Raw genomic sequence first — 24,180 nt, 5'->3', positions numbered from 1 at the left:
CGTGGGACTTATCGTGTCCTCTTGACAAGTCGGCTACATATCAGTGGGCCCAGTTCTAACGTCCGGAGGCGGCAATCAGTGCGATGACTTGTCCGCGCGACGAGCAGCCCAGTTTGGATAAAATGTTCTCCATGTGCCCTTCAATGGTGCGCCGAGACACTACGAGATGGTCTGCCATCTCGCGATTACTCATCCCGCGGGCCAGAAGATCGGCCACCTCCTTCTCGCGCTTGGTCAACACGTCCAGGACGTTCGGGGCGAAGGTCGGTGTCTGCGGGTGCACGGCCGCAAGGTCGAGTCCGGTCAATATCCAGCGGATGGCGGCAGAGGGGTCGTAGTCGCGGCCTGCAGTGAAGTAGTGCTCGAAAACGTCTTCGCCGAGTTCTTCGCGGGCACCGCGCTCGCATCGTCTGTGGTGTTCGGCACTGTGGACACCCAAGGCGCTGATCGTAGTGCCCAGTGGTTCCCACACCGTTTTCGCAACACCTAGCAGTACCGCCGCCCGCACGTAATGTCTCCGTGTGACCGCGATGCACGCCAAGGTGTCGACGACCACGCCCGTACAGACCCGGTCGTAGAACACGTCGGCGATCGCAAGCGCTGCCAGCGAGTGCTGTTCGGCAACTTCTACAGACCCATGCAGCCACTCTTCGACGCCCATCGCCCATCGCGTGTACGAGCGGGCCCACTGCTCACCATACGAATCCGAGATGGCGAGCGCGCGTTGGCTGACAGCGCGTGCACGTGACGATTGATCGGTGTAGGTAAGAGCAATCGCATTCTGGAACAAAATGAGCAGCACCCCTGACGGGTTGCGCTGCCGTTCGTGCATCTCAGCTGCGGTGTCGTACAATTCGATCGCTTCGGGCAACTGGCCGACGAAGAGCGCCGCCGCAGCATGCAACTGTACCGCATAAGCCTCGTTGACGTAGTCACCGATGAGCCCCGTCACCGCCAGGCATTCTTCACGAAGCGTTTCCGCCGTTTCGAGGTCCCCTTGCAGAGTCGCTGCCCAGGCCGCCACCCACAGACCCTCGGCCCGCGTGGCAGTCCAACTGGGCGAGGCGGCGAGAGCACTTGCGAGCCAACGTCGCCCTTCACTGAGCATGCCGTTGACGACCCAATGAAAACGAAGTGCGGATGCCAAGGCCAGCCCCATGTCGCCGTGGCCGGGGGTGGTCAGCATCCACTGCAGGGCTGCACGCAGGTTCTGATGCTCGACGCGTAACCGCGCCAGAGATGCGGCCTGGTGAGGCCCACACCAATTGCGTACGCACTCACGCGCCAGGTCGAGGTAGAAGAAGCTGTGGCGGCGATGGTAAGTGTCCTCGGTGCCGGTGGATCGTAGCTGCTCACGGCCGTATTCCCTGATCGTCTCCAGCATCCGGTAGCGGACGACAGATCCGGGGTGGGAGGCGATGAGTATCGACTGAGCAACCAGCTGGTCGATCAGAGTCAGTAGGTCGTCACTCGAGACATCAGTGCCCGCGCAGACAGATTCGGCGGCATCGAGGCCGAAAGTGCCAGAAAACACCGACAGTCGCGCCCACAACTGTTGCTGTGCAGGAGTGCACAGTTCGTAACTCCAGTCCACCAGCGCTTTCAGCGTCCGCTGACGGGGAGGAATGCTCTTCATGGTTCCACTCAGGATCGCGAATCGGTCACCGAGTCGCTCGAGGACCTGCTTCACCCCCAGCGCTCGCAGGCGGTTTGCGGCCAACTCGATTGCAAGGGGCAAACCCTCGAGTTGGGCGCACAACTGAGCGATGGCTGCTGCGTTGTCATCGTCGAGCACGAAGGCTGAGTTCTGTGATCGTGCGCGGTCGAGAAACAGTTGCACTGATTCCACGTCTCGGATCGCATCGGGTTCGCACTTGCGGCCGGCGTCGAGTCCGTCGGTCAGTGGAACGGCCAATGGGGCCACTGTCACCACGTGTTCGCCGGGAACATCGAGTGCAGTGCGACTGGTGGCCAGCACTTTTAGCTCTGGCGCAGACCCGAGTAGCTGGCTGACAAGCGTCGCGCAGGCTTCCAGGATGTGCTCACAGTTGTCGAGGACCAATAGCAGTCGACGGGTCGACAGATAGTTGCTCAGTTGAGCCTCGACCCCCTGACTCGGGTGCGGGCTGACCCCGAGCGCCGCGCTCACCGTTTCCCAAAGCAGGGATTCGTCGGTGAGATGTTCAAGATTGACCAACCAGACCGGGTCGTCGTGCTCGGCGGCCACGCTCAGTGCGAGCCGAGTCTTACCGACGCCACCCATCCCGACGAGCGTGACCAGTCGTGCGGACCGCATCACATCGGCGATCTCTGCGATCTCCGCCGTGCGGCCGATAAAGGTGGTAACCGGGGCGGGCAGCGTGCCGGGGCGAAACGGCACGGAGTGCTCACTTGGACTATCGATTGGGCTGTTCATCGCCCCACCATTTTCGCCCCAACAACTGACCAGCGGTACACACTTGCCACATTCAGACCGACCACTCACCGGATATGCGCAGACGCGCGCCCAGTGGCTGTGTCTCAGTCTATACATACATAAATGTCAAGGATTCCCCGATCCTCATCCACACTTCTGCCGAGCCCGAATGGCGCTCGATGCTCTGTTCACGAACTACCTCGACGACCCGACCGGCAGGGCGCGCGCAGTCCGGGTGATGAGTACGGGTGTTTTCACCCGTGACGCCACTCTCATCGATCAGCCACTCTGAATGGCCTACCTCGCACGTCCGGATTTCCGGACGCTGCCGACTCCGGGCCGTCGGTGCCATCGCGGACGTCATCGCAAGATCTGTCACCGACACGCACTCAGCGCCCTCCGTCGCCGCAACGACGGGAGCCCTCGTCGGTAGCTGCTTAGTCCCGCCGACAACCGGTGAGGATGTCGGGGGCGACCAACCGCTACTCCGCGATACGTGCGGTCACGCAAGCTCTTTCGACGAAATTCTTATTTGACCACTAGTCAAATCATGGTTTAAAGTGACCTGGAACACAAACATCGGAGGAATGCAGTGGACGGATATAACGTGATCGTGGTCGGCGCCGGGTCGACCGGAGCCGTCATAGCGGCTCGGCTGAGCGAACGGCCGAATTGCACGGTCACCCTTCTCGAGGCCGGCCCGGTGTACGAGCGGCTGGAGGACTTCCCGACGTCGCTTCTCGATCCCGCCGACATGCGTGAATCGATGCCGGGGGCGCCGCACAGCTGGGCGATGCCGGGAACGATCCTGCCCGGCGTTCAGATTCCGATCCCCCGAGGAAAGGTCAGCGGTGGCTCCAGCTCGATCAACGGGGCCTACTTCGAACGCGGTACGCGCGCCGACTTCGATAGCTGGGTCAAGCTCGGAAACGACGCATGGTCGTACGACGAGGTGTTGCCGTACTTCAAGCGGTCGGAAACCGACCTGAACTTCGCGACGGACGTTCACGGCAGCGAGGGTCCCGTGCGGGTCAATCGCGAGGCGCAGGACCGTTCGCCCGAGTTCACCGGGGCATTCGAAGCGGCGTGTCGCGAGCTCGGCTTCCCGGAGGAACGTGACAAGAACTCCGGTGCCTCCGGAGGCTTCGGTCCGATTCCCATGAACATCGACGGAGGCCATCGCCTGAGCACGGCGATCACATACCTTCTGCCGGCTGCGCAACGGCCCAACCTGACGGTCATCGGCAACGCTTACGTGCGGCGCGTGCTTGTCGAGAACGGTCGGTGTGTAGGCGTCGAGGCCGATATCGACGGCGAGCGACAGGTTCTGCGGGGGGACCGGATCGTCGTGTCTGCCGGGGCTCTGCGGTCCCCGCACTTGCTGATGCACTCCGGCATCGGACCCGCTGAGCATCTGCGGAGTCACGGCATCGAGGTTGTCGTGGACCTTCCCGGTGTCGGCCAGAATCTGATGGACCACCCCGAGCTGAGCATGCAGTGGGACATGCCGGGCAAGCACCCGGCCACCCCGGGGCGTGGTGTGATCACCAGCGCGCTGAACTGGACGTCGGAGGGCTCGGACCAGATCGACGACCTCGAGATTCTCCCCTTCGTTTCCACCGCCGCCGATCTCATGCGCATCACGTCGATGATCAAGAATCCCAAGCAGGCTTTCGGCGCACTACGGAACACATCGACGAAATTCTTGATCGAGCAGGCAAAGGCGCTGCGTTTCCCGTTCACCGTGATCGGACTGCAGGCCGAGGACAGCCGAGGATCTGTCACCCTGGCCTCGGCCGACCCGACCGACGCACCACGACTGGACTGGAATCTTCTCTCGGAGGAGAACGACCGTCGGCGTATGCGTGAGGGCGTGCGCGTCGCAGCCGACCTCTTCGGCAGCAACGCGATGCGGAGCGCGAAGGGGAAGGCTGTGAACCTGTCCGCATCCGACCTGGTCGACGACAAGACCATCGATGAATGGGTCACGCAGCACATATTTGCAGTGGGTCACCCTTCCTGTACCTGCCGGATGGGTCCGGACGACGATCAGCTCGCCGTGGTCGACCAGTTCGGGTCCGTGCGAGGTATCGAAGGCCTCACGGTCGCGGACACCTCGATCTTCCCGGTGCTCACATCCAGAGGGCCGAACGCCACCGCGATCATGCTCGGCGAACGGATCGCCGATGTCATCGCGACGACGCAGAACTGAATGTCGACAAGTGTCTGTCGAAACAGCTTTGCCCTTCCTCATCAGCACCGACTGAATGTGCCATTTCCGGACCACCGACGAATTCCAGGAGTTCACCAGTGACTACTACAAGCACTCCCGAGCAGTCTTCCGAAGCCTTGCCTGACGGATATCAGGCTCCCCGTGTACGCAGCAGGGAAGAGCCCGATGCCGTCGAGATCGACCAAAATGTGGCCAGCCGCGACGGCGCCACCGCCATCGCCGACGCGCTCGTGGCAGGGGGGGTGGAAATGGTGTTCGGCTACACCGGCGGATCCGTACCATCCTTGACTCAGGCGCTTTTCAACGAGAACAAGATCGCCGAGTTCGGCGGCCGCACCGAGTTGACGGCGGCTTGGATGTCATACGGTTACAACCGAGTGAAGCGGCGTGCAGCCTCTGCCGTCGTGAGCTGGGCGGTCGGAGCGCTCCACGCCTCGCCCGTCGTCTACGCGGCAAAGCTCGACAGCACGCCGTTTCTGATGATGGTGATGAACAACCCTCCAGCGCTCGATGCCCGCGATGTCCTGCAGGACGCAGGGGAGTTGTATTCCGCGCTCAAACCGTTGTCGAAGTACATCAAGAAGGTCACCGATGCCGGCGACATGCCCGTCGTGGTGCGGCAAGCGGTCAAGGAATCGAGCTCGGGCCGATTCGGCCCCGCAGTCCTCGATTTGGCCCAAACGGCGATGTACCAGACCACATCGATGCCGGTGGAGCCTCTCGAGCTACCAGCTCCGCCGAGTGCCCGTGCCGGCGATGTCCAGGCCGTGTGGGATCTGATTTCGAAGTCGGAGCGCCCGGTGTTCTATGTCGGTGCAGGCGTTCACATTGCCGATGGTGCCGCGGAGCTACAGGAATTGGCCGAACTGACCGGTATCCCCGTCGTCTCCACTTCGTGGGGTGGACGGGGTCTGCTCGCCGACTCCCACGACCTCTATGTCGGCGCCTCGGGCAACTTCGGCTGGCGCTCGGCCAACGATGCTCTGCAAGGCTCGGACCTGTGGATCGGTGTGGGCTTGTCGTTCTCGCAGATGAGCACCGGCTCGTGGAGCATCAAGAAACCGGAGAAGGTCGTCCATGTCGACATCGACGACCACGAGATCGGCAAGATCTTCCAGCCGACTTTGGGTCTGGTTTCCGACGCCCGTGAATTTCTTCGTATGCTCCTGGGCGCCGCTACCGCAGCCACTGACCGCGTGGAGATCGAGCAGCGGTTTGCGTCCTGGAGGGCCGAGACAAGCGAGGCGAAGCAGGCATGGCTCGAAGAGATGGACGCCTGGATCGACGACACAGAAGTGCCGATCAACCAGTATTTCGCCATCCGCACACTGTCGGAGCAGCTACCCGAGAACACGCTGGTCGTGGCCGACTCCGGGGGCAACGCATTCGGAATGTATCGCGCGTTCCAATACAAGTCCGTCACACCTTTGGCCACCGGTGGCCGTTACATGTCCCTCGGGGCTGGGCTTCCCGTTGCGATCGGCGCGAAATTGGCGGATCCCAGTCGGACCGTGGTGAGCTACCACGGCGATGGCGGGTTCTATTACGATTTCATGGAACTGTCGAACCTGACCCAGCGTGGACTGAAGGTCATCGTTGTCATCGACAATAACCATGCGCTGCTGGCCAACCGTGCCTCCGCGAAAGCGATGGGCATCGACAATCCGTGGGTTGACCTTCCCGAGTCCACGGACTTCGTTACGGTAGCCAAAGGCATGGGTGTCGAAGGAGAGCGTGTCGAAAAGCCCGAAGATCTGACCGCCGCGATTCAACGTGCACTCGATGCGGAAGGTAGCTACCTGATCGACATCCATACCACTCCCGGTCTGCGCATCGTCCGCGCCTTGACCGACGTCATTCCCATCGTCGGTGACCGGACGCCGAAGTCGGGGCACCTCGCCGACGTCGTGGAGGGCTCGTGGCCGAGCTGAGCCCACCAACAGCGTGGCCGGTCGGCGGCGGTGGGGTGCTGGTTTCATCGCCCCACCGTTAACCCGGCGAAATCGGCTGCCTACTCCGTAGCCACCGGCATCGACGACGAGAACCCGGTACAACCAGCGACCTCACCGACAAGCTGTCGGTGAGGTCGCTGGTTGTTCGCGGGTAGCATCAGCCTTGTAAGTTTGTTGCAGGGCATCTGATCCAAGGGCTCACGCGAATGATCCAAGGGCTCACGCGAAATACGTCGACGGACGCGATCGGAAGAAACAGTCGTTCGAGTTCGACCCTGCTCGTTCGTAGCGTGCCGGACGGGCGGGACCTCGGCAATCAGCCGATGGTCACCATGTCACCCGGCGAGAGTTGTCGACTCCGGACTTCCCGCTGACGGCACGTCGGACGCCGGCCCGATCACCAGGTTGAGCCTTTCCAGTTCGGAGTCGTCGAACCTCACGTCATTTGCCTCGCGCACAGAGAACACCAAAGCCTGGACGCACAAGTCGGTGATGTAGTTGATATCGAGGTCCCGATTCTGGAGCCAATCCAGAGCAAGGTGGTCCATGTAGCCAACCCAGCCCCAAATCGCCGCCCTCAGCCGAGGAGATGGGTGTTCCGGGCAACCCAGGCTCGCCTTGATCTCGACAAGCGCATGCTCCCGCGCCGCCATCGCCAGCGCGTTGACTTCCTTGTCGGCGTGACCGGTCCGCATCAATGCCTCGAAGCGCTCGGGGTATCTCACCACATACTCGAAGTGGCGGCGTACGTAGCCGTGGACCCGCTCGGCTGGAGTCGTCTCCTCGGGTCGCGGCTTCTCCCACGCCACCATCTCCTCCCACGCCTGGCGCACCGCTGCGGCGAAGAGGCCCCTCTTGCCGCCGAAGTAGTAGGAGAGCAACCCGTGAGACACGCCGGCTCTTTTACACAAGTCATCTACCGAGATGTCTTCGTATGGATTAGAGGAAAACAAGTCGACAGCCGCCCTGAGTACATCATCACGGCGGCTGCTGTCTGGATCAGCCGGCTTTCGACCTCGAGGCATGTCCTCGAGTCTACGCACCTCGTGTGTCTTTTGTCGGATTGGGTTCAGTGCCTACCGCCCACAGCCGGAAGCCGCCTGCTGTGATCTCGCGCCATCGCCGCGCGCAACAACTAACAGATTCGCGAGATCGGGTTCGTTTCGAAGCGGTCCTCGTACCTTGTCCCATTCCGCCGATGGAAGACCGATTTTCACGTCGGGGAAGAGGCAGCCGTTCAATCCTATAGCCACTGCGCTCGGGCCGACCAGCACGTGTGTTGTGCGATTCTTGTCATAGCAGAACGCAGGCGGAAACGAGCACGACGACGCCCGCTACCTTTTGCTCGCCGATCGCCGATCGCCGATCGCCGATCGCCGATCGCTGATCGCTGATCGCTGATCGTCACTGCTGCGGGGTGCGATCGAGAACGCGAAGTGTCCTCTCGTCAAGGATTTTTAGGAGAATGTTGCCCTGTCAGTGTCGACCCGACATGCCCAAACAAACGAGCGCTCGGAAAATGGCGCCGGGTCATAGGAATACGTCGTCGAATTCCGAAATTTTGCGCGTGTACTCGGCTCGTTCAAAGCGACGTCGATGCTGACGGTCATGTGTGCAGGCGCGGGTTGTGTTCGGCTTGGGAAGATGTGCTGGCGGCCTGGGGTGATTGACCGGTTGATCGGGATCAGCAGTTCTTGCTACCTATAGCTATTCGGGAATGGGTGCCAGCATCGGATCCGGTGTTCGCGATGCTCGATGTGGCGGCGCGTTCGACCAGCGCGGCCCATCCAAAGCGGCGCATCGGATGTGTGGGCCGGGGCAGGCTACGACCCAGATAGACCAGCGTTCCTGTTGATTTCGGGGGCGATAGGCCACGTTCCTCACGCACACTCGAACGACTGCGTCGGCGTGATCGGCGTTCCAGATCATCTGCGCAGGTAACACCCCTGATCATGTGACGATCTCTCCCGGTTCAGTTCCGACTGCGCCGATCACGTCGAGGGCTTGTTCCCGCAGGTGCCAACTCTGTGGCGTCCGGGTATGTCCACCTCGGTGTCGATGCGCTCGACGGGGCAAGACCGCGCCTCGAACACAGTTGTCGGCGAACCGCACCGAATAGGGTTTGCGTGTTGCAACCCAGGCCGGGGCCGAGACCTGGATCGCCGAGTGGACCGACGATCCGCCGCACCCTGGCGCGAGTCGACGCGGCTGTTCTCGACCGAGTGCTCGGCGCGTAGATGTGGTTGCAGGACAATGTGGTCGACAACGGTCGCTGCGGCGATGTCTCAAGTTCCAATACCAGCCTCACCACTAGAACGAGCCGTCCCCGCGGTGCCATCATCCCCCCTCGCCGTGTGTGACAGCAGACCGGCACTCGGCGCGTCACCAGCCCCTGCCGCCACCGGGGTCCTCGACCTGCCCGTCACGGTGCCCGATCCCCGTCAAGCAGCAGGATCATCGCAGTCGACGGAGAGACTCTGCGTGGAGCGAAAGACACCGCGGGGCACCTCACATATGTCCGCCCTCGATGACGACGTCGGTGTGGTGCTCGGACAGGTGGAGGTCGGCACGAGGACCAACGAGATTCCACTGTAGTCCGACCTGCTCGACCCCCACGAGATCGCCGATGCCCTGGGCACTGCCAGCGCTGCACCGCGCAGTACTTCCCCGACCGCGGTGGCCAATACGCGTTCACCGTCGAAGCGAACCAGCCGACGTTGCTGGCGCGGCTGAAGGCACTGCCCTGGAGGACGTTTCCGGTATCAACCTCGATCGCATGACGAGGATCGAACGTCGCACCATCAAGGTCACCGAACACGCCAGTGGGCTCGGGTTCTCTGGTGCCGCGCAGCCGTGCTGGTCCAGTGCACCGTCACCCCCGCCGGGGCAAGAGCGTCGAGGTGCTCTATCGGATCTGTTCACTTCCGATATCCGAGGTAGACCCATAGCAGGTCGCAGCCTCGATACGAGGGCATTGGGCCATCGATAACCGACTGTCTGGGTTCGCGATCTCACCCTTGATGAGGACCGTCGCACCATCCGTGCCGGTGCGCCGCCACAGGTGCTGGCAACTCACCGCAACGCCGCCAACGGATTGCTCCGGTTGCCGGCCACGCCGGCATCCCCGCGCGCTACGCCACCACAGCCGAGACCCGCGCCGCCCAGTCGAACTGCTTCTGTCTATCTGACATGGATCTATACGACTCGAGGCCCTGCCTCACCTCCCCTGACATCAGGCGCGGGCCCACTTGCCCCAGCTACCCCCTGCCGCCGAGTGCCCCGAACAGCCCGTATCGGCCTTGCGACCGTCAGAACGACACATACGGCGCATGGGCGAACAGGCCGCCATCGACGCAGATATTCTGACCCGTCACATATCGAGCGTCATCCGAAGCCAGGAACGCGACCATTGCCGCGATGTCCTCCGGAGCGCCGAGGAAGTCCGTGAGAAGAGTCGGGCCCATGATCTCGGGCAACTGGGGAGCCTTCTCGAGAATTGGCGGCGTGACAATGATTCCCGGCGAAATCGAGTTCGCCCGCACATTCTGACGGCCGTACTGCGTTGCAATATATCGAGTGAGGTTGATGATACCGGCCTTGGAACTGCCGTATGCGGTTTGTGCCATCTGGCCACCTAAGCCAGAACTGGAGGCGGTGTTGACGATTACCCCGCCACCGTTGGCGATCAGGTGGGGTAGCGCGAACTTGGCACCAGCGAAGTAGGCGCGCGAATTCAGCGCCATGGCTCTGTCCCATTCCTCCAAGGAGGTTTCCAGGACAGTGGTATCGCCGGGGCCGAGACTGCCAGCATTGTTGTGCAGAATGTCCAGACGCCCGAAGTGGTGGGCGGTGGACTCGACCAGGTCCATGATCGAGTCTTCGTCGGTCGCATCGAAGCCGAAGGCTGCCGTGCCCTCGCCGAGCTCCGCGGCGATCGCACGCGCGCCGTCCACATTGATGTCCGCCACGGCGACCAGCGCGCCCTCCTCGTGAAGACGCCGTGCAGTCGCGGCACCGATTCCCGAGGCTCCGCCGGTCACCAGAGCGACCTTTCCGTCAAGTCCACGCATCTTGGTAATCCCGTCCATCCTGTTGGCATTTGAGTACGCTCTCGTACTGTATTGGGCGAAGCTTAGAGTGCGGGTAGTCTGTACGACAACCCATGACAACGAATCCCGTCGGCTCGGAGCCGCCCCGCCTGCGCGGTCGCCCACCCAATCGCAACCGTGACCGCGAGATCCTTCGCATAGCTCAAGAGATCATCGCGGACCGCGGTGTTTCAGCTGTCACCATGGACGAGGTGAGCGTTCGAGCCGGGGCCAGCAAAGCTACGCTCTACCGGCGGTGGCCAAATCGAGTTGCGTTGGTAGAAGCAGCGGCGGCGGCGTTTCAATGGGACGATCGCGTGCCTGACACAGGCAACTTGGTGGACGACCTCAACGAACTGATGCGATCCTGGAACATGCCCGAAGGATTCGACGCCGGCGCCGTTGAGAAAATCATCAGGTCTGTCGTCCACTCGCAGCCCGCTTGGGCCGCCTTCCATAGTGCGACGGCGCGGACCAGGGAAGACGCACTCGCGGTGGTCGTCGAGCGCGCTGTGGCACGAGGTGAAGCGTTGCCAGGACGTAACGTTGCGCTACTCAATCGAATAGCGCAAGCCATGGTTGCCGATGCGATCGTGCTTCGCGGCGAGGCGATGACCGATGCGGTCCTGGCCGAGATCGTCGAATGCATACTTGTCCCGCTTCTGACCGGAGTGCACCAGCCCGAAATCGACGGCTCGCCGGGAGGCCGCGAACCACCTAGTCGGCCATCCCCCGACGGAGGCAGAGCGCGCCACATGTAATCGCTCGGTGCTCAGCCCCTGTTCGATTGCGTTTGCGTCTGAAAATGCGATCACGCGCGGCTTTCGCTCGCTAGCCGCGGCAGCGACCGGACCGTCTGTACGGAGTACCTACGTACTGCAACCGTGCGGGCGCCTACCCGTCGACCATTGATCAACCATCAATCGGCCGTATTCTCGAATCCGGACGAATGGCAGCGAGGGCAAGAAGTGCGCCAAGGCTCATTAGAGCAGGTAAAGCGGCCGCGGAAAATAATGCCTCGGCTCCCCAGCCGGTAGAGATCAAAAGTCCACCCACAACGGGGCTGATGATCGATCCGATTCTCCCGACGCCCAGCGCCCAACCAACACCGGTTGAACGCACCATCGTGGGATAAAGCTGACCGGACAGCGTGATGATGCCGAGTTGCGTACCGCCAGAACCCATTCCCAGAAGAAGGATTGCGATGAACGTTGGTGCGATCGACGGAAGAATGGCGGGAATGCTAAGAATCGATACAACTGCCACCGTGGATGCGCAAGCCAGCACGATAGCCGGACGCGCAACTTTATCCATTAATTTGCCTAGCGATAATGCGGCCGCGATGCCGCCGAGAGAGAATACAGTACCGGCGAGAATTGCGACAGACAGTGAACTCCCTGCAGCTGTGATTAGCGACGGAATCCAGCTAGCCAGGAAGTAGAAGACCGCATAGTTTGCGAACATTGCGCACCAGACGAACACGGTAGTGCCGGCCCGACCTTCCGAGAACAGCGCAGTAACCCCCGAACCGCCTGAGAGCCCCTCTTCCTCAAAGTAAAATACCGTGTCGCGGTCGACGGGCAGGGACGGAGAGATTCTATGCATAATGGTGAGTATCTTTTCGGAATCTCGCCCCTTGGCGGAAAGAAAACGAATTGATTCGGGCAACAGAAGTGTCATAATTGCAGCCGTCAGGATCGGCAACACTCCACCGACGAGGAATACTGATTGCCATCCAAAAGCGGGAACCAGCCATGTGGACAGGATTCCGCCCGATACAGACCCGATCGGTAACCCGGCCAGCATCGTCATGGCGGCGGTGCTGCGCAACCTTTGAGGCGTGTATTCGTAGGTCAAAGGGACGATCAAGGCTGCAGCACCACCGACGCCCAACCCGGTCAGAAATCTCACTGCGAGAAAGGATTCCACGGAACTGCACCAGATCGTGGCGATGGCTCCGATCCCAAAGACGAGAGTCGAACCGATGAGAAGTGGACGACGGCCGAACTTGTCTGCCAGAGGACCGATGACCATGGAGCCAGCAGCAGCGCCGGTGAGGAATGCGCCAAAGATCCATCCGATCGCACCCGCCTCGATACCGACTTCGGATCGAAGAACAGGAGCGACGTACGCCACCGCTTGAATATCAAATCCTTCGATCAAGGCCACGAAGGCGCAGAGCGCTAGTACTCGTCTTTGAAGTGCAGAGATCGGGGACGAGTCGATTTCGGTAGCAATATCCAGCCGAGCGTGCCGAGAGATGGAACCGCTCAAGTCGGGCGAGCTCATATCTGCCCCCGTGGTGTTATGGCAATCATACTCAGGTCATTCCTATCTAATTCGCAAAGGTTTGGTCAACGCAGAGCGGGGAAATGGATTTCGCGGCTCTCTGCTCCTCCAACAATTCGTGAATTGAAGCGGCTACGGTGCGGCTACGCGACCAGCCGCGGCTGCGTTCCCGACTAGTTGGCATCGACCCAAGGGCTTGTATGGATTTGCTTTCAAGAATTGCGGGCAGACAGGGAGTCGCGCGCGGAGTCAGACAGCTCCGCCGTCGATACTATAGGTGGCCCCAGAGATAAAGCTCGATGCATCCGAGCACAGCAGCAAGGTCAATCCGTCAAGTTCGCGCGGCTGGGCGAGTCTGCCGAACGCCGAATCGTCCGTGAACGCCTGAGCGATGTCGGGAATGTCGCTGAGCCGGCCGCCGCCGATGTTGGTGTCGAACGCAGAGGGTGCAATTGCGTTGATCCGAATCCCGCTCTTGGCCAAATCTTTGGCCGCGTACTTGACGAGGGTCGACACAGCAGCCTTCGACGCGGCGTAGGGGTACCCCGTCAGGGAGAGGAATCTCAAGGCCGCCACCGAGGACGTCACTACAATACGGGCGCTGTCACCGGGAGTGAGATGGCGGGCCGCGGCACGGAGCGTCCCGGCAACCCCGGACAGGTTGATGTCCATCACCCGCTGCCACACCTCGGCATCGAGATTGGCCAGCGTTCCCTCATCGGTCAGCGGCCCAGGGCCACCGGATATCCCCGCGTTTGCAATTACGATGTCGAGACGTCCCTGCGCTGTCTTGGCGTCTGTGAGAGTCGCCTCCACGGCGTCCCAATCGGATACGTCCAGAACTGCGCCGTGGACGTCGAGTTCTTCGGCCCGCAGCGTCTTGACGACGCGGTCAAGTTCAGGGGCGTTGACGTCGGCTAATGTGACAATCGCACCCGCACGAGCCAGCACTGTCGCCATTCCGAGACCGAGTCCGCTGGCACCGCCGGTGACCACGGCTACACGCCCTGCGACAGCGAATACATCACCGGCAATTCCAGACACGTAAGGCTGCCTTTCGGATTTTGTTTGTGGACGAATCATGCTGTAGTAGATCAGGGTACGAGCACCGCGCGCCCGGTTATCATGCCGCGTTCCAGTCGGTTGAAGACGTCGTTGATGGCAGTGAGTGGGTATTTCTCGATGTGGGAGACGAGGGCCCCACGCTGGGCCAACGCAAGAACTTCCGTCAGCTCGTTCCGAGTCCCCCAGTTGCTGGTGGTCAAGGATGCCCCCTGCGCGATGCCGAAGAACGAGTACGGAACGCTGCCACCCGCGAGACCCACCAGTACGAAAAGTCCTTGTTTACCCACCGAAAGGGTTCCGAGGGTCATGGTGCTGTTCACCCCCACGAAATCGATGACTGCCTCGGCGCCCTGACCTCTAGTAAGTTCCATTATTTGGTCAGTGGCGTCATCGGCACCGGGGTCGAGCACGACGTCGGCTCCCAAGGTCGATGCAAGTTCACGTTTCGCCGGGTCGGTATCGATTGCGATGACCCGCGCTGGTGTCAACATCTTCAAAAACTGGATTCCATACTGCCCGAGTCCGCCGACGCCGATCGACAACACGCTGGTCCCCGGTACAAGCCGAGGCAAGGTCTTCTTTACCGCCGAGTACGGCGTGAGTGCCGCGTCGGTTAGCGTGGCTGCCAGTACCGGGTCCACGTCGCCCGTGGGTACCAGTACGCGGACCGATGGGACAATAAGAAACTCCGCGTAGCCGCCCGGTGGCCCCACCCCGCTCCACAGCGACGTGTTACACAGTTGCTCCTGTCCACCAAGGCAAAATCTGCACGTACCACATCCCCAGCCGCCGAACACTACAACCGGGTCGCCAATCTCGAAACCGCGGGACTCAGTTCCTGGGCCGAATTCTTCAATCCATCCGGCATTTTCGTGGCCGAGCGTGTTGGGAAGGCGAACGCCGGGTACCCCACCCTGTTTAATGTGTAGGTCAGAGTGGCAGACCCCTGCGCCAGCGATTTTGATGAGGACTTCCCCGGGCCCCGGTTGTGGGCGAGGCAGTTCCTCGATGACGAAGTCGGCTCCCGGAGTGAGCAGTCGTGCAACTTTCATGGTCGGATCCTGTCCTGGAGCACAATGGAGGTCGTTTCCACGTTCGATTTTTCTTGCTGGCGTCTACAGCGACATTGGGGGGACGAGTCCCGGCGGACTAGACAATCCTAATTTCTCGATTATTGGCTCGTCACTGAAGGAGAAGAGATCGAGGGACGATTCGGCCTCGATGCTGGCCCGAGCCCAGGACGGGACGACCACGACGTCACCCTTCTCTATTTCGAACACCTTCTCACCTATCACGAATCGACCGCGGCCTTCGAAGGCCTGGAACACCCGAGAACCAACAACTCGACTGGACTCCGTAACGGTGCCAGGGCGCAGCCTGTGAAACTCGGCTCGTATCGTTGGCAGCACGTCCGCGCCTGTGGTCGGATTCACGAAACGGATGGCGGCATGGCCCGGTTCCACAGTTACGGGGTGTCCCTCGTCTTCCAGTGCGAGTTGATCATTCAACGCGCTGTCGGTGTGTTCCCAGCGGTAGGCCGCAATCGGTGAGCTCTCGGTATTGCTCTTGCTCGACACCGGCCGAATACCCGGGTGTGCCCAAAGACGTTCGGAGCGCGAATACTGGGGAGTCGATTGGTCCGTGACTTGAAGCGGCCCGAGTTCGAAGAATGAACCGTCGGTGTAGTGAACGAAGGGCACGTCGAGGCCGTCGATCCACGCCATCGGTTCGTCCGTCTCGTTGTGATGGCCGTGGTAACACCATGCCGGTGTCAGCAGGAAATCACCCCGGCTCATCCGAACCGGATCCCCGTTGACGACGGTCCACACCCCCTCGCCCTCGACAACAAATCTGAACGCGTTCTGTGAGTGCCTATGCTCCGGCGCGACCTCCCGCGGACCCAGATATTGAATCGCGCACCACAATGTGGGAGAGGCGAACGGTTCCTGCAGCCCCGGGTTGGCGAGGGCGATCGCGCGACGTTCTCCGCCCCGTCCTACGGGCACAAGCTCGCCGGCCTCTTTGGCCAGCGCCGAGAGTTCTGACCACCTCCAGGCGTAGGGAACTGCCGACGGCTCGGGCTGACTTGGCATGATATTGCCAATCTCCGACCACAGGGGAACCATATGGTGATCGTCGAATTTTCGGTACATCTCCGCCAATCGACGTTCTTCTTCGGGCGTGGGGGGCGGCGGTACAGGCAACGCAGTCGTGGTCACGGACGAAGAGTCGGTGTCCTGCAATTTCATGACAGTTCCTTTGCTTGGTTCGGCCTGTCTAACCAACAGCTGTCGCGGATCCCTGAGCGGCGAGACGTGCGCCTATTCGGCTGCCATAGGCGATGGCTCCCTCGTCCGACACAGTGACCTCAAGGCGTCCCAAGCCGGTGATCTCCATCGTTAAGCGGTCACCACTATTCACCTGGCCGACTCCCGCGGGCGTGCCGGTGGCGATGACGTCACCGGGCTCGAGGGTCATGACCGAACTCACGTAGGCGATGAGGGTGGGGACGTCGAAGATCAGATCTCCAGTGCTGGTGTCCTGTCTCGGTTCGCCGTTGACCCAACAGGACATACGCAATTGACTCGGGTCGCCGACCTCATCCTTGGTGACCACGACAGGTCCCAGAGGAGTGAACGTGTCGAACGACTTTCGCGTCGAACGATCTTCGGTCGATCGCAACGTCATGTCGAATAGGCACGTGTATCCGAAGACCGCGTCCAGTGCATCATCCGGTGAGATGTTATGGCATCGCGCACCGATGACGACGCCGAGTTCAGCTTCCTGATCGTGACGCACATCTGTGAATGGCAATCGCACAACACCGTTAGGACCGATTACGCTGGTGTGCGCTTTGAGAAAGACGCCAAGGTCGGCAACCGTGTGTGTCACCTTCATTTCGACCTTGTGGTCCAGATAGTTCACCGGTGCAGCGACGATCTTCGGTGGCAGCGGCAGCGGCGCCAGAAGGCGCACTTCGTCAAGGCACTGTCGTGGCGCAGCTTTCAGTTCGGCCTCGGTTATCGTGCTGCCCGAGACAATCAAGTCGTGCAGTCGTCCCGACTGAGTCTCGGCAGTGGTGCCGGTTATGTCGACGATGCTGTCGGCTATCACCACGCCGAGTCGGCCATCACCGAAACGAGCGAATTTCATGTCGTGTCCTTCGCGTTGGTCGGCGTTGCGCCGAATGAGGTTCTCTCGCTTCCGACGTCACTCGAGCATGCTCGGCCAGAAGGGTCGTAAACGCACAGTGTCCGAAACGCAATAGAATGCCGCGCTTCTATCGGATCGGGTCAGTTCGTTCTGGGGACGAACCTCAGGATGCGATGAAGCGTGTCGGCCCTTATTCATGATCCGCCGACCAGTGCGCCGGGCGTCCGATGAGATCAATTGTGCGTATTGCGCACACTGTGTGCGCTATGTTTGAATGCTATGCGGTGCATCACAAGGGGTCAAGGGCTAGAAGGCGAGGTGCTCATATGGGCGAGGAACGACGAACAACGGTCCAGTCGGTGATGCGAGCCTGCCAGGTTTTGGACGTTCTAAAGAATGCAAGTCGCCCGATGACGGCTCGGCATATCGGAGAGGTCGCAGGTTTGGACCGTACAGTGACTTACAGACTGTTGTGCAGCCTTAAGGCTGGCCAGCTAGCTTGCGACGTTGGCGGCGAATGGCATCTCGACGTCGGGGCGCTCGACCTGGGCTTTGCATATCTGAACCGCTTATCGTTCCCATCGGTGGCTCCCGCATATGCCATGGACCTCTACAACAGGGTAGTTCGAGGTAATCCATGGGTTGTCTCTCTCGGCGTTCCAGTTGGTGACCACGTCATGCTGATCGACAGATTTTGGACCGAGGATTCACCGCTGAACGCGACTGTATCTGTCGGGACCAGAATCAGGATGGACACCAGCGCGACTGGTTTGGCAATTCTCAGCCGGATGACGAAGAGCGACGGCCAGAACTGTCTCGGCGCGGATCTCTATAACTCTGTGCTCCCGAGTATCGAGGAGGTTCGTGACAACGGCCACATTGGCATAGTGCGCGACACGCTTCGCCCCGGATCCAGTGCAATCGCAGCCGCCGTGTGCGACAGAGATGGACGGGTCGTCGGAGCGGTCAACATTTCAGGACTCGATATGGAGGAGTACTTGACGCCGCATTCAACACTGGCCCAGCACGTCGAGCGAACTGCTGTCGCCATCTCGTCGGCGCTGTGAACGCTATCGGCCTAAGCGAGGCCCAATACTGCAACGGCATGGCAGGTGACCACAGGTTCGATAAGTGAGAGGTGCCGGCCCGGTGTTGACGGAGTCTTCGCAAGTGTGACCAGGATCAGATGTGCTCGTCGGGGTGGGCGTGTCGCAGGATCAGATTCACAGGCAGCCGCCTGATCTCGGGTAGCGCGTACGCGATCATGCCTGACTATCAGTTCCGATTCCCCCTTTACCGCTTCGGTTTTCGTCCCGGCGAGCCGGGCGAGGGCGAGCATCGACAAGGCGATGTGCGCGTACCAGGCCCGGTAGGTGCGCACCTGATACTGGTCGAGGCCGGCTTCGTTCTTGGCTGCTGGAAGCATTCCTCGACCCGCCACCGCAAGTCGGCGACGGTGGCGAGTTTCGGTGAGGCGTGGTGCGGCGTGGTCCGGCGCAGCCCAGGCTATCCGGATCGGGATCCGCACCCGCGGCATCGGCGAGGGCCTGCAACGCGGTCAGGATCCGCGCCCACTGCCTGCGTCGAAACAACCCGTAGACGGTCTGCCACAGCCCGTACCGGGCCGGGACGTCTAGTAGCCTGATCTACCGCATCTCAAATGCGCTTCCCACCACGCCAGCCAAATTCGCGAGATCGCCTACTCTGAGGCATGATCCGCCTGACTGGAACGTCAGGGTGATGCCGAGCAGACGCGCGCTCACGCTGCGACGCCTTGATCGGCGGGCGGCGTCGCACCGCGTCCTGAACATCGTCGAGGTGACGTCATAGTCAGGCCGACGCAAGAATGCCCATGCCGGGGTCCAGACCCGCGGATCGATGGCCAGCTGCCTAGCGCTAGCGCAAGCCGACAGCGAACGCCCAGCGAATCACTCATTGCCAAGATTCCTTTCCGCCGACCGGACGGTGATCGCCAGCAAATTTGTATGGCGCGAGGCCGATGCCGGAACCGTTCATACGCCACAAGGTGTCGCTGTCGCCAATGCATTGACCGTGGCTCACCCCACATCTACACTGTGTGCACAACGCACGTGTAGTGCGCATTGCGCACACTAGCATTTGCCGACTCCGTCTTAACTTGCGAGAGGATCTGTATGACCTCCACCAATCGTTTGCCCGAGCCTCCGACTCTTCGGGAGGCCGACGACGGGTTTCTGACTTCGGTCGTCGAGGAAGCCGAGCTTCCTGCCCTTCTGTGTGCGTTGGCGTTCCTGACGGGCGACCTGTCGCTGGTCCAACACGATGCGCGACCGCCCGCTGGTCCACTCGGTGCCGTGGTGCCCACGCAGGCGGGAATGACCTCCGACACACAACAGAAGGCAAAAGTTATTGCGGTTAAGGGTCTTCGGACGCTTAGAGATGAGGGTGCCACACCACTGGACCTCGAAGACGAGAACAACCTGCGCACCTTGATGAGCTTCATTACCGGCGACGTCGACGACGCCTACATGCCGCTGATGACGCACGAACTCGGGTATCCCCATGATGTCGGAAAACCGTCTTGGCACACCTCGGACTATCCGGATCTCCCTACCCGACGCGTGGCAGTGGTCGGCGCCGGCATGTCAGGGATGCTCGCGGCTCATCGCCTCCGCCAGGCCGGTCACGAGGTGACCGTGTTCGAGAAGAACCGTGACATTGGCGGCACGTGGCTCGAAAATTCGTACCCGGGGTGTCGGCTGGACACCACAAATTTCGGGTACAGCTATTCCTTCGCGCAGGTGTCCGACTGGCCCCAGCAGTACTCGCCGCAGGGTGCTATTTTGGAGTATTTCCGCAAGGTCGCTGGGGATTTGAAGCTCCGCGAGATGATCCGGTTCGGTGTCGAGGTGACTCGGATGGTCTTCCAAGAGGACACCGGCTCGTGGTTGGTGTCCACGGTCGGTAACGAACATACAGATACGCTCGAATTCGACGTAGTGATCAGCGCCGTCGGGCAGCTGAACCGACCGAATATCCCTGACTTCGTAGGCCTGGGCGCGTTCGGTGGTCCAGTTGTCCACACCGCTCGGTGGGATCACTCGCTGGATCTATCCGGCAAGCGCGTTGTTGTGATCGGTACGGGTGCCAGTGCTTTCCAAGCAATTCCACATTTGGCCGAGACTGCGCACCAAGTGTCGATTCTTCAGCGGACGCCTCCGTGGATGCTGCCCGCGGCGGACTATCAGTCGGCCATCGCCCCCGGACTGGCGTGGCTGTTAGAGCACGTTGACCACTACAATCGGTGGTACCGATTCCAGCAGTTCTGGATGACGATGGAAGGTCGGCGCGCTTATGTTCAAGTCGATCCGCAGTGGAAGAGCGACTTCTCAGTATCCTCTCTGAACGACGAGCTCCGGGTAACGCTCGAGGCCTATATCCGCGGTCAGTTTGCCGATCGTCCAGACCTACTAGCGCACGTCGTGCCTGACTATCCGCCGGGAGCGAAACGGATGCTCCGAGACGATGGCACATGGGCCCGAACTCTCAAACGAAGCAACGTATCTCTGATTACAGAGGGCGTGGACCGATTCGAATGCAAGGGAGTTCGCACCACGGACGGCACACTTCACGAGGCCGACGTGGTAGTGCTTGGCACGGGCTTTCGGGCGTCCGAGTTCTTTATGCCGATGGAGGTCGTCGGCCGCGGGGGCATCGATATTCACTCATCGTTCGGGACGGATGTCCGAGCGTACATCGGTATCACCATCCCGAACTTTCCGAACTTCTTCTCGCTGTACGGCCCGAACACTAACCTGGTGGTCAACGGGAGTACGATTCTCTTTTCGGAGATGGGCGCCGAGTACATTCTGGAATGTCTGCATCTACTGCATGAGAGTGGGCTGCAGTCGATAGAGGTGAAACCCGACGTGTTCGAGAAGTATAACGAGCGAATCGACGCAGCCAACGCAGAAATGGCCTGGGGCGCTTCGGGGGTGAACAGCTGGTACAAGAGTGCATCCGGCCGTATCTCTCAGAATTGGCCTTTGAGCATGCTCGACTATTGGAAATTCACGCACGATGCTAATCCCGACCACTATCTTTTCGCAGTGGGGGCACAGGCAGAGACGAGCATCGTATGACCGAACCTTCGGCAGCCGTGAGCCATCAAATACCAGTGGGCCCATTTTCGACGCACTATCTCACCTGGGGCAGTCCGGACCGGGATCCGATTGTATTGCTTCACGATGGCGCATTCGGTGGCAGTGCGGCTGTATCTTGGTCTCGCATTGGTCCGCTCCTAGCGCAGGACTTCTTCGTCATCGCGCCCGACCTGCTGGGGTTCGGGGACACGGCGAAAGCAGTGTTCCTAGGCGCATCCCCCTACGATTTCCGCCTCGCACATATTGCAGACCTGTTACTGGTCATCGGAATCACCGAGCCGGTGCACCTGCTCGGTACGTCGTTCGGCGGTTCCCTCGCCTTGCGTGCTCTTGCTTCAGACGCGCCACTCGACGTGCGTTCGGTAACGTCCGTCAACGGAACGGGCGGACCCTGGCGTACACCACTCGCGCTGACCGAACTGAGCCGATGGGACGGTACGAAGGAGGACCTGTCGCGCATCGTCCGGCTCCTGATGACGGACGGCCCACACCTGTCAAAGCATCTCGACCGACGGTATGAATCTGCTAGTACGCCCGGCCACTACCGCGCGGTCAAGGCTGTAGCATTCCCGATACCGGACGCGTTGCGCACGGCCAACCCTGTCGGAGACCCATGGCCTGAGCAAGTAACTGGTAGAGACACTCCGGTGCTGTTGGTGGCCGGGTCGGAGGATCTTCTTTTAGAAACGTACTGGGCACAGCGCCTCGAATCGGTACTGTCGAACTGTACGGTTGTCACACTTCCTGGTCGACACGCTCCCAACGTGGACGACCCTGACAGCTTGATGTCATGTGTCCGCGAGTTTCTCGATGAGCACGGCTAAGCCCGAGTCCACCGATTTCGTGGCACTTACTGAGAGATGGGTGGCGAGACGGCGAAACGGTGGAGGATTCCAGTGACTCGGCTCGTATGGAAATCGGTTGCGCACGGGCCAAACCTCGACTAGAGATTTGGCGAAGAGATCGACGAACCGACCCGGTCGTCGCTACATGAACCCTGCGCGGGCAAACCATGCGAGTCGCATCGCAGCGACGTCATGGACGCCGTCGACAAGACGGTCGCAGACCTCACCACCTGGCGCTCCCAGGAGACCAACACCCGCCTCGGCGTCATCGCCGAACTGATCGTCGACGGCCTCACCGACTGCGAACCCGACCACGGTTTACGCACCCAGTTCGACCATCTCCTGCTCACCGCGCACCAGCAATCGCGGCGACCGGAATAGCAGACGGGTGACATCGAAGTGCACGACCTCGATCGGGAGGTAGAGCCGCCAGTCATTGACTCCGTGAGCTGCTACCGAGGTCGGACGAGAAGGCGAAACGGGCTGAGCGCTGTTCTGCGGTCATCAGGGTTAGCTTCGGCCCCCCGTCCTACCGGCATCCCTGAGAACGGCGATCCTGTGGCTTGCGATTTCGCTCCGGACCGTTCGTTGTCGATGCTTGGTGGACAAGTCCGGTGTGACCCGCTGGACGGCGGACGGATCGGATGTGTCGCCCCGTTCGGCTCATGGTTGCGGGTCGTTTCCTTCGTCGAGGAGGTCGCCGAAGCCTCTGCGGTGGAGGATGCGGACGAGGCCGGCCGTTGGCGTGTGATCACGGAGCCACTCGGCGATCCCGGCGGACTGCGTCGCGAGATCAGCTCTGGCCAGCTTCAGCCGGTTGAGTAGTACAGGGGGGTGGCATCGACGTTCCGATCGGCAGAAAGTTGCTGTCGTCGTAGAACCGCCATTGATCGCCATGCGGGCCGTCCGTTCGAGTCAGTGTTTCCTCCGAGCCGTCGAGACCAGGATGTCGATCGGGCTGAGCTCGGCCGGGTACTCAGGGCACGTCGTTGAGGATGCCGTCCAGCTCGGCCGACAGCTGGTCCGCGCGGTCTTCGATGTCGTCGAGGAGGTCGGTGACGTCGGTCAACTCGTGGTGGGCGCTGCGCCGGGCCGCGGTTCCCCGTTCGTAGTAGTGCGGATCGAGGACCCGGCCGTCGTCGATCGGATACCTGTCGGGCGACTTGGCCGGCCGCGGCCGTGGCTTCGGCGGCGGAAGGATGTGCGCGGGTGCGGTTCCGGACAGGTGGGCGTGGACGATCGCGGCGACGGCACGTGCGGTGGGCGGCGCCGGGTCGAGCGGGGTGTGACCCCAGCGGTTGATCGAGGTCAGCAGCGGTCGGTCGTCGGCGCGGTAGCCGGCGTCGAAACCGGTCAGGTCGCGGCCGGCTTTGAAATGCTCGGCGATCGTGGTCGTGACGTCGTTCTGGTCGAGAAATCCCAGGACCTCGGTCCACTCCCGGTAGAGCGCACCCAGGGGGATCTCGCGGGACTCGGGCAGATCGAGCCGGGCACCGTCGATGCACAGCAGCAGGGGTGCACCGCGATTGCCTGGTACGGTGAGATCGCGGCGGCGGAGCCGGGCGATCGGTTCGAACCCCACGCCCGCCGCGGCCAAGGCGAGGATGAGCCGGTCGCGGCGGCCGAAGAAGCCGGCCGGCCACCCGGTGACCGGGATGTTCGGGAGCCGCTCGGCGACCAGCGCCGATACGCGGTGCAGGCGAGCGGCTCTCGTGGTGTTGAGGGCGCGGCGGATCGCCTCGTCGGTGCCCGGCGCCGGGTGTCCCTGCCCGCGGTGGACGGTGTTGATCACGCTGACCCGGCGTCGTTGGGTGGCCGGGGCGGCGGGGTTCTCGCGCAGGAACCGGGCCAGCTGCTGCGGTGTGGCGGGGATCTGAGGTTGGTCGGTCGCGGCGCACCAGTCGGTGAACAGCACCCAGACATGCCGGTCCCGGGCGGACAGCCGCGGCGCGGGCTGGGTAGGTACATCCCGGGTGCCGGGTGTGGTGGCGTACATC

15 protein-coding genes and 2 pseudogenes are annotated in these 24,180 nt (G+C 61.5%); 7 read left to right on the top strand and 10 right to left on the bottom strand.

Annotated features, from left to right (window positions below; genetic code table 11):
* Positions 1 to 55: 55 nt before the first annotated feature.
* The gene (locus ACFTWF_RS23040) at positions 56 to 2,416 is read right to left on the bottom strand and encodes a LuxR C-terminal-related transcriptional regulator (protein WP_378463495.1); all 2,361 of its coding nucleotides are present in this window, start codon (positions 2,414 to 2,416) and stop codon (positions 56 to 58) included.
* A gap of 592 nt (positions 2,417 to 3,008) precedes the next feature.
* Here ACFTWF_RS23040 and mftG point away from each other — a divergent pair.
* Both mftG and ACFTWF_RS23030 read left to right on the top strand, forming a co-directional pair.
* A complete protein-coding gene (gene mftG / locus ACFTWF_RS23035) occupies positions 3,009 to 4,628 on the top strand; it encodes a mycofactocin system GMC family oxidoreductase MftG (RefSeq protein WP_378463494.1) in 1,620 nt (539 codons plus the stop codon).
* Between the two features lie 98 nt (positions 4,629 to 4,726).
* On the top strand, positions 4,727 to 6,580 hold the full coding sequence (locus tag ACFTWF_RS23030; RefSeq protein ID WP_128639651.1) for a thiamine pyrophosphate-binding protein: 1,854 nt from the start codon (positions 4,727 to 4,729) through the stop codon (positions 6,578 to 6,580).
* Between the two features lie 356 nt (positions 6,581 to 6,936).
* On the opposite strand, the gene ACFTWF_RS23025 is transcribed toward ACFTWF_RS23030, so the two are convergent.
* Positions 6,937 to 7,626: a TetR/AcrR family transcriptional regulator gene (locus ACFTWF_RS23025; protein WP_378463607.1), complete on the bottom strand. Its 690-nt coding sequence runs from the start codon at positions 7,624 to 7,626 to the stop codon at positions 6,937 to 6,939.
* A gap of 2,283 nt (positions 7,627 to 9,909) precedes the next feature.
* Positions 9,910 to 10,641: an SDR family NAD(P)-dependent oxidoreductase gene (locus tag ACFTWF_RS23020; RefSeq protein WP_378463493.1), complete on the bottom strand. Its 732-nt coding sequence runs from the start codon at positions 10,639 to 10,641 to the stop codon at positions 9,910 to 9,912.
* A gap of 122 nt (positions 10,642 to 10,763) precedes the next feature.
* Between ACFTWF_RS23020 and ACFTWF_RS23015 the strand changes: the two genes are divergently transcribed.
* Positions 10,764 to 11,450: a TetR/AcrR family transcriptional regulator gene (locus ACFTWF_RS23015; protein ID WP_378463492.1), complete on the top strand. Its 687-nt coding sequence runs from the start codon at positions 10,764 to 10,766 to the stop codon at positions 11,448 to 11,450.
* A 151-nt stretch (positions 11,451 to 11,601) separates the two neighbouring features.
* Here ACFTWF_RS23015 and ACFTWF_RS23010 read toward each other — a convergent pair whose 3' ends face one another.
* The 5 genes from ACFTWF_RS23010 to ACFTWF_RS22990 all read right to left on the bottom strand — a co-directional run bounded on the left by ACFTWF_RS23010 (position 11,602) and on the right by ACFTWF_RS22990 (position 17,196).
* On the bottom strand, positions 11,602 to 12,978 hold the full coding sequence (locus ACFTWF_RS23010; RefSeq protein ID WP_378463491.1) for an MFS transporter: 1,377 nt from the start codon (positions 12,976 to 12,978) through the stop codon (positions 11,602 to 11,604).
* Positions 12,979 to 13,227: 249 nt separating this feature from the next.
* Positions 13,228 to 14,022, bottom strand: a complete 795-nt coding sequence (locus ACFTWF_RS23005; RefSeq protein ID WP_378463490.1) for an SDR family NAD(P)-dependent oxidoreductase — start codon at positions 14,020 to 14,022, stop codon at positions 13,228 to 13,230.
* 50 nt (positions 14,023 to 14,072) lie between these two features.
* Positions 14,073 to 15,095: an NAD(P)-dependent alcohol dehydrogenase gene (locus ACFTWF_RS23000; protein ID WP_378463489.1), complete on the bottom strand. Its 1,023-nt coding sequence runs from the start codon at positions 15,093 to 15,095 to the stop codon at positions 14,073 to 14,075.
* 63 nt (positions 15,096 to 15,158) lie between these two features.
* Positions 15,159 to 16,196, bottom strand: coding sequence for a cupin domain-containing protein (locus ACFTWF_RS22995; RefSeq protein ID WP_378463606.1), 1,038 nt, complete (start codon positions 16,194 to 16,196; stop codon positions 15,159 to 15,161).
* A gap of 124 nt (positions 16,197 to 16,320) precedes the next feature.
* Positions 16,321 to 17,196: a fumarylacetoacetate hydrolase family protein gene (locus tag ACFTWF_RS22990; protein ID WP_378463488.1), complete on the bottom strand. Its 876-nt coding sequence runs from the start codon at positions 17,194 to 17,196 to the stop codon at positions 16,321 to 16,323.
* Between the two features lie 227 nt (positions 17,197 to 17,423).
* On the opposite strand from ACFTWF_RS22990, the gene ACFTWF_RS22985 reads away from it, so the two are divergent.
* Entirely contained in the window at positions 17,424 to 18,263 is an 840-nt protein-coding gene (locus tag ACFTWF_RS22985) for an IclR family transcriptional regulator (RefSeq protein ID WP_378463487.1), read from the top strand.
* 200 nt (positions 18,264 to 18,463) lie between these two features.
* Here the strand turns inward: ACFTWF_RS22985 and ACFTWF_RS22980 are convergent.
* Positions 18,464 to 18,695: pseudogene (locus ACFTWF_RS22980) on the bottom strand (IS701 family transposase); the annotation flags it as partial.
* Positions 18,696 to 19,349: 654 nt separating this feature from the next.
* On the opposite strand from ACFTWF_RS22980, the gene ACFTWF_RS22975 reads away from it, so the two are divergent.
* From ACFTWF_RS22975 to ACFTWF_RS22965, 3 genes and pseudogenes are all read left to right on the top strand, one after another.
* The gene (locus ACFTWF_RS22975) at positions 19,350 to 21,317 is read left to right on the top strand and encodes a flavin-containing monooxygenase (protein ID WP_378463486.1); all 1,968 of its coding nucleotides are present in this window, start codon (positions 19,350 to 19,352) and stop codon (positions 21,315 to 21,317) included.
* On the top strand, positions 21,314 to 22,162 hold the full coding sequence (locus ACFTWF_RS22970; protein WP_378463485.1) for an alpha/beta fold hydrolase: 849 nt from the start codon (positions 21,314 to 21,316) through the stop codon (positions 22,160 to 22,162). Before ACFTWF_RS22975 ends, ACFTWF_RS22970 begins: the two co-directional genes overlap by 4 nt.
* A 240-nt stretch (positions 22,163 to 22,402) precedes the next feature.
* Positions 22,403 to 22,564, top strand: a pseudogene (locus tag ACFTWF_RS22965) (transcription antitermination regulator); the annotation flags it as partial.
* 595 nt (positions 22,565 to 23,159) lie between these two features.
* On the opposite strand, the gene ACFTWF_RS22960 reads toward ACFTWF_RS22965, so the two are convergent.
* Positions 23,160 to 24,179, bottom strand: a complete 1,020-nt coding sequence (locus tag ACFTWF_RS22960) for a hypothetical protein (protein ID WP_378463484.1) — start codon at positions 24,177 to 24,179, stop codon at positions 23,160 to 23,162.
* Position 24,180 lies beyond the last annotated feature (1 nt).

Origin of the sequence: Rhodococcus sp. NPDC056960 (assembly GCF_042674125.1) — a bacterium.
Classification (GTDB): Bacteria; Actinomycetota; Actinomycetes; order Mycobacteriales; family Mycobacteriaceae; genus Rhodococcus_F.
The sequence above is the reverse complement of the archived record's forward strand: the minus strand, read 5'-3'. Positions and strand labels throughout refer to the sequence as shown.

Excerpts from the sequence above, each read along its gene's own strand:
- ACFTWF_RS23040 (WP_378463495.1), bottom strand. The coding sequence starts at position 2,416 with ATGAACAGCCCAATCGATAGTCCAAGTGAGCACTCCGTGCCGTTTCGC.
- ACFTWF_RS23025 (WP_378463607.1), bottom strand. The coding sequence starts at position 7,626 with ATGCCTCGAGGTCGAAAGCCGGCTGATCCAGACAGCAGCCGCCGTGAT.
- ACFTWF_RS23015 (WP_378463492.1), top strand. The coding sequence starts at position 10,764 with ATGACAACGAATCCCGTCGGCTCGGAGCCGCCCCGCCTGCGCGGTCGC.
- ACFTWF_RS23010 (WP_378463491.1), bottom strand. The coding sequence starts at position 12,978 with ATGAGCTCGCCCGACTTGAGCGGTTCCATCTCTCGGCACGCTCGGCTG.
- ACFTWF_RS23000 (WP_378463489.1), bottom strand. The coding sequence starts at position 15,095 with ATGAAAGTTGCACGACTGCTCACTCCGGGAGCCGACTTCGTCATCGAG.
- ACFTWF_RS22995 (WP_378463606.1), bottom strand. The coding sequence starts at position 16,196 with ATGTACCGAAAATTCGACGATCACCATATGGTTCCCCTGTGGTCGGAG.
- ACFTWF_RS22990 (WP_378463488.1), bottom strand. The coding sequence starts at position 17,196 with ATGAAATTCGCTCGTTTCGGTGATGGCCGACTCGGCGTGGTGATAGCC.
- ACFTWF_RS22985 (WP_378463487.1), top strand. The coding sequence starts at position 17,424 with ATGAGATCAATTGTGCGTATTGCGCACACTGTGTGCGCTATGTTTGAA.
- ACFTWF_RS22975 (WP_378463486.1), top strand. The coding sequence starts at position 19,350 with ATGACCTCCACCAATCGTTTGCCCGAGCCTCCGACTCTTCGGGAGGCC.
- ACFTWF_RS22970 (WP_378463485.1), top strand. The coding sequence starts at position 21,314 with ATGACCGAACCTTCGGCAGCCGTGAGCCATCAAATACCAGTGGGCCCA.
- ACFTWF_RS22960 (WP_378463484.1), bottom strand. The coding sequence starts at position 24,179 with ATGTACGCCACCACACCCGGCACCCGGGATGTACCTACCCAGCCCGCG.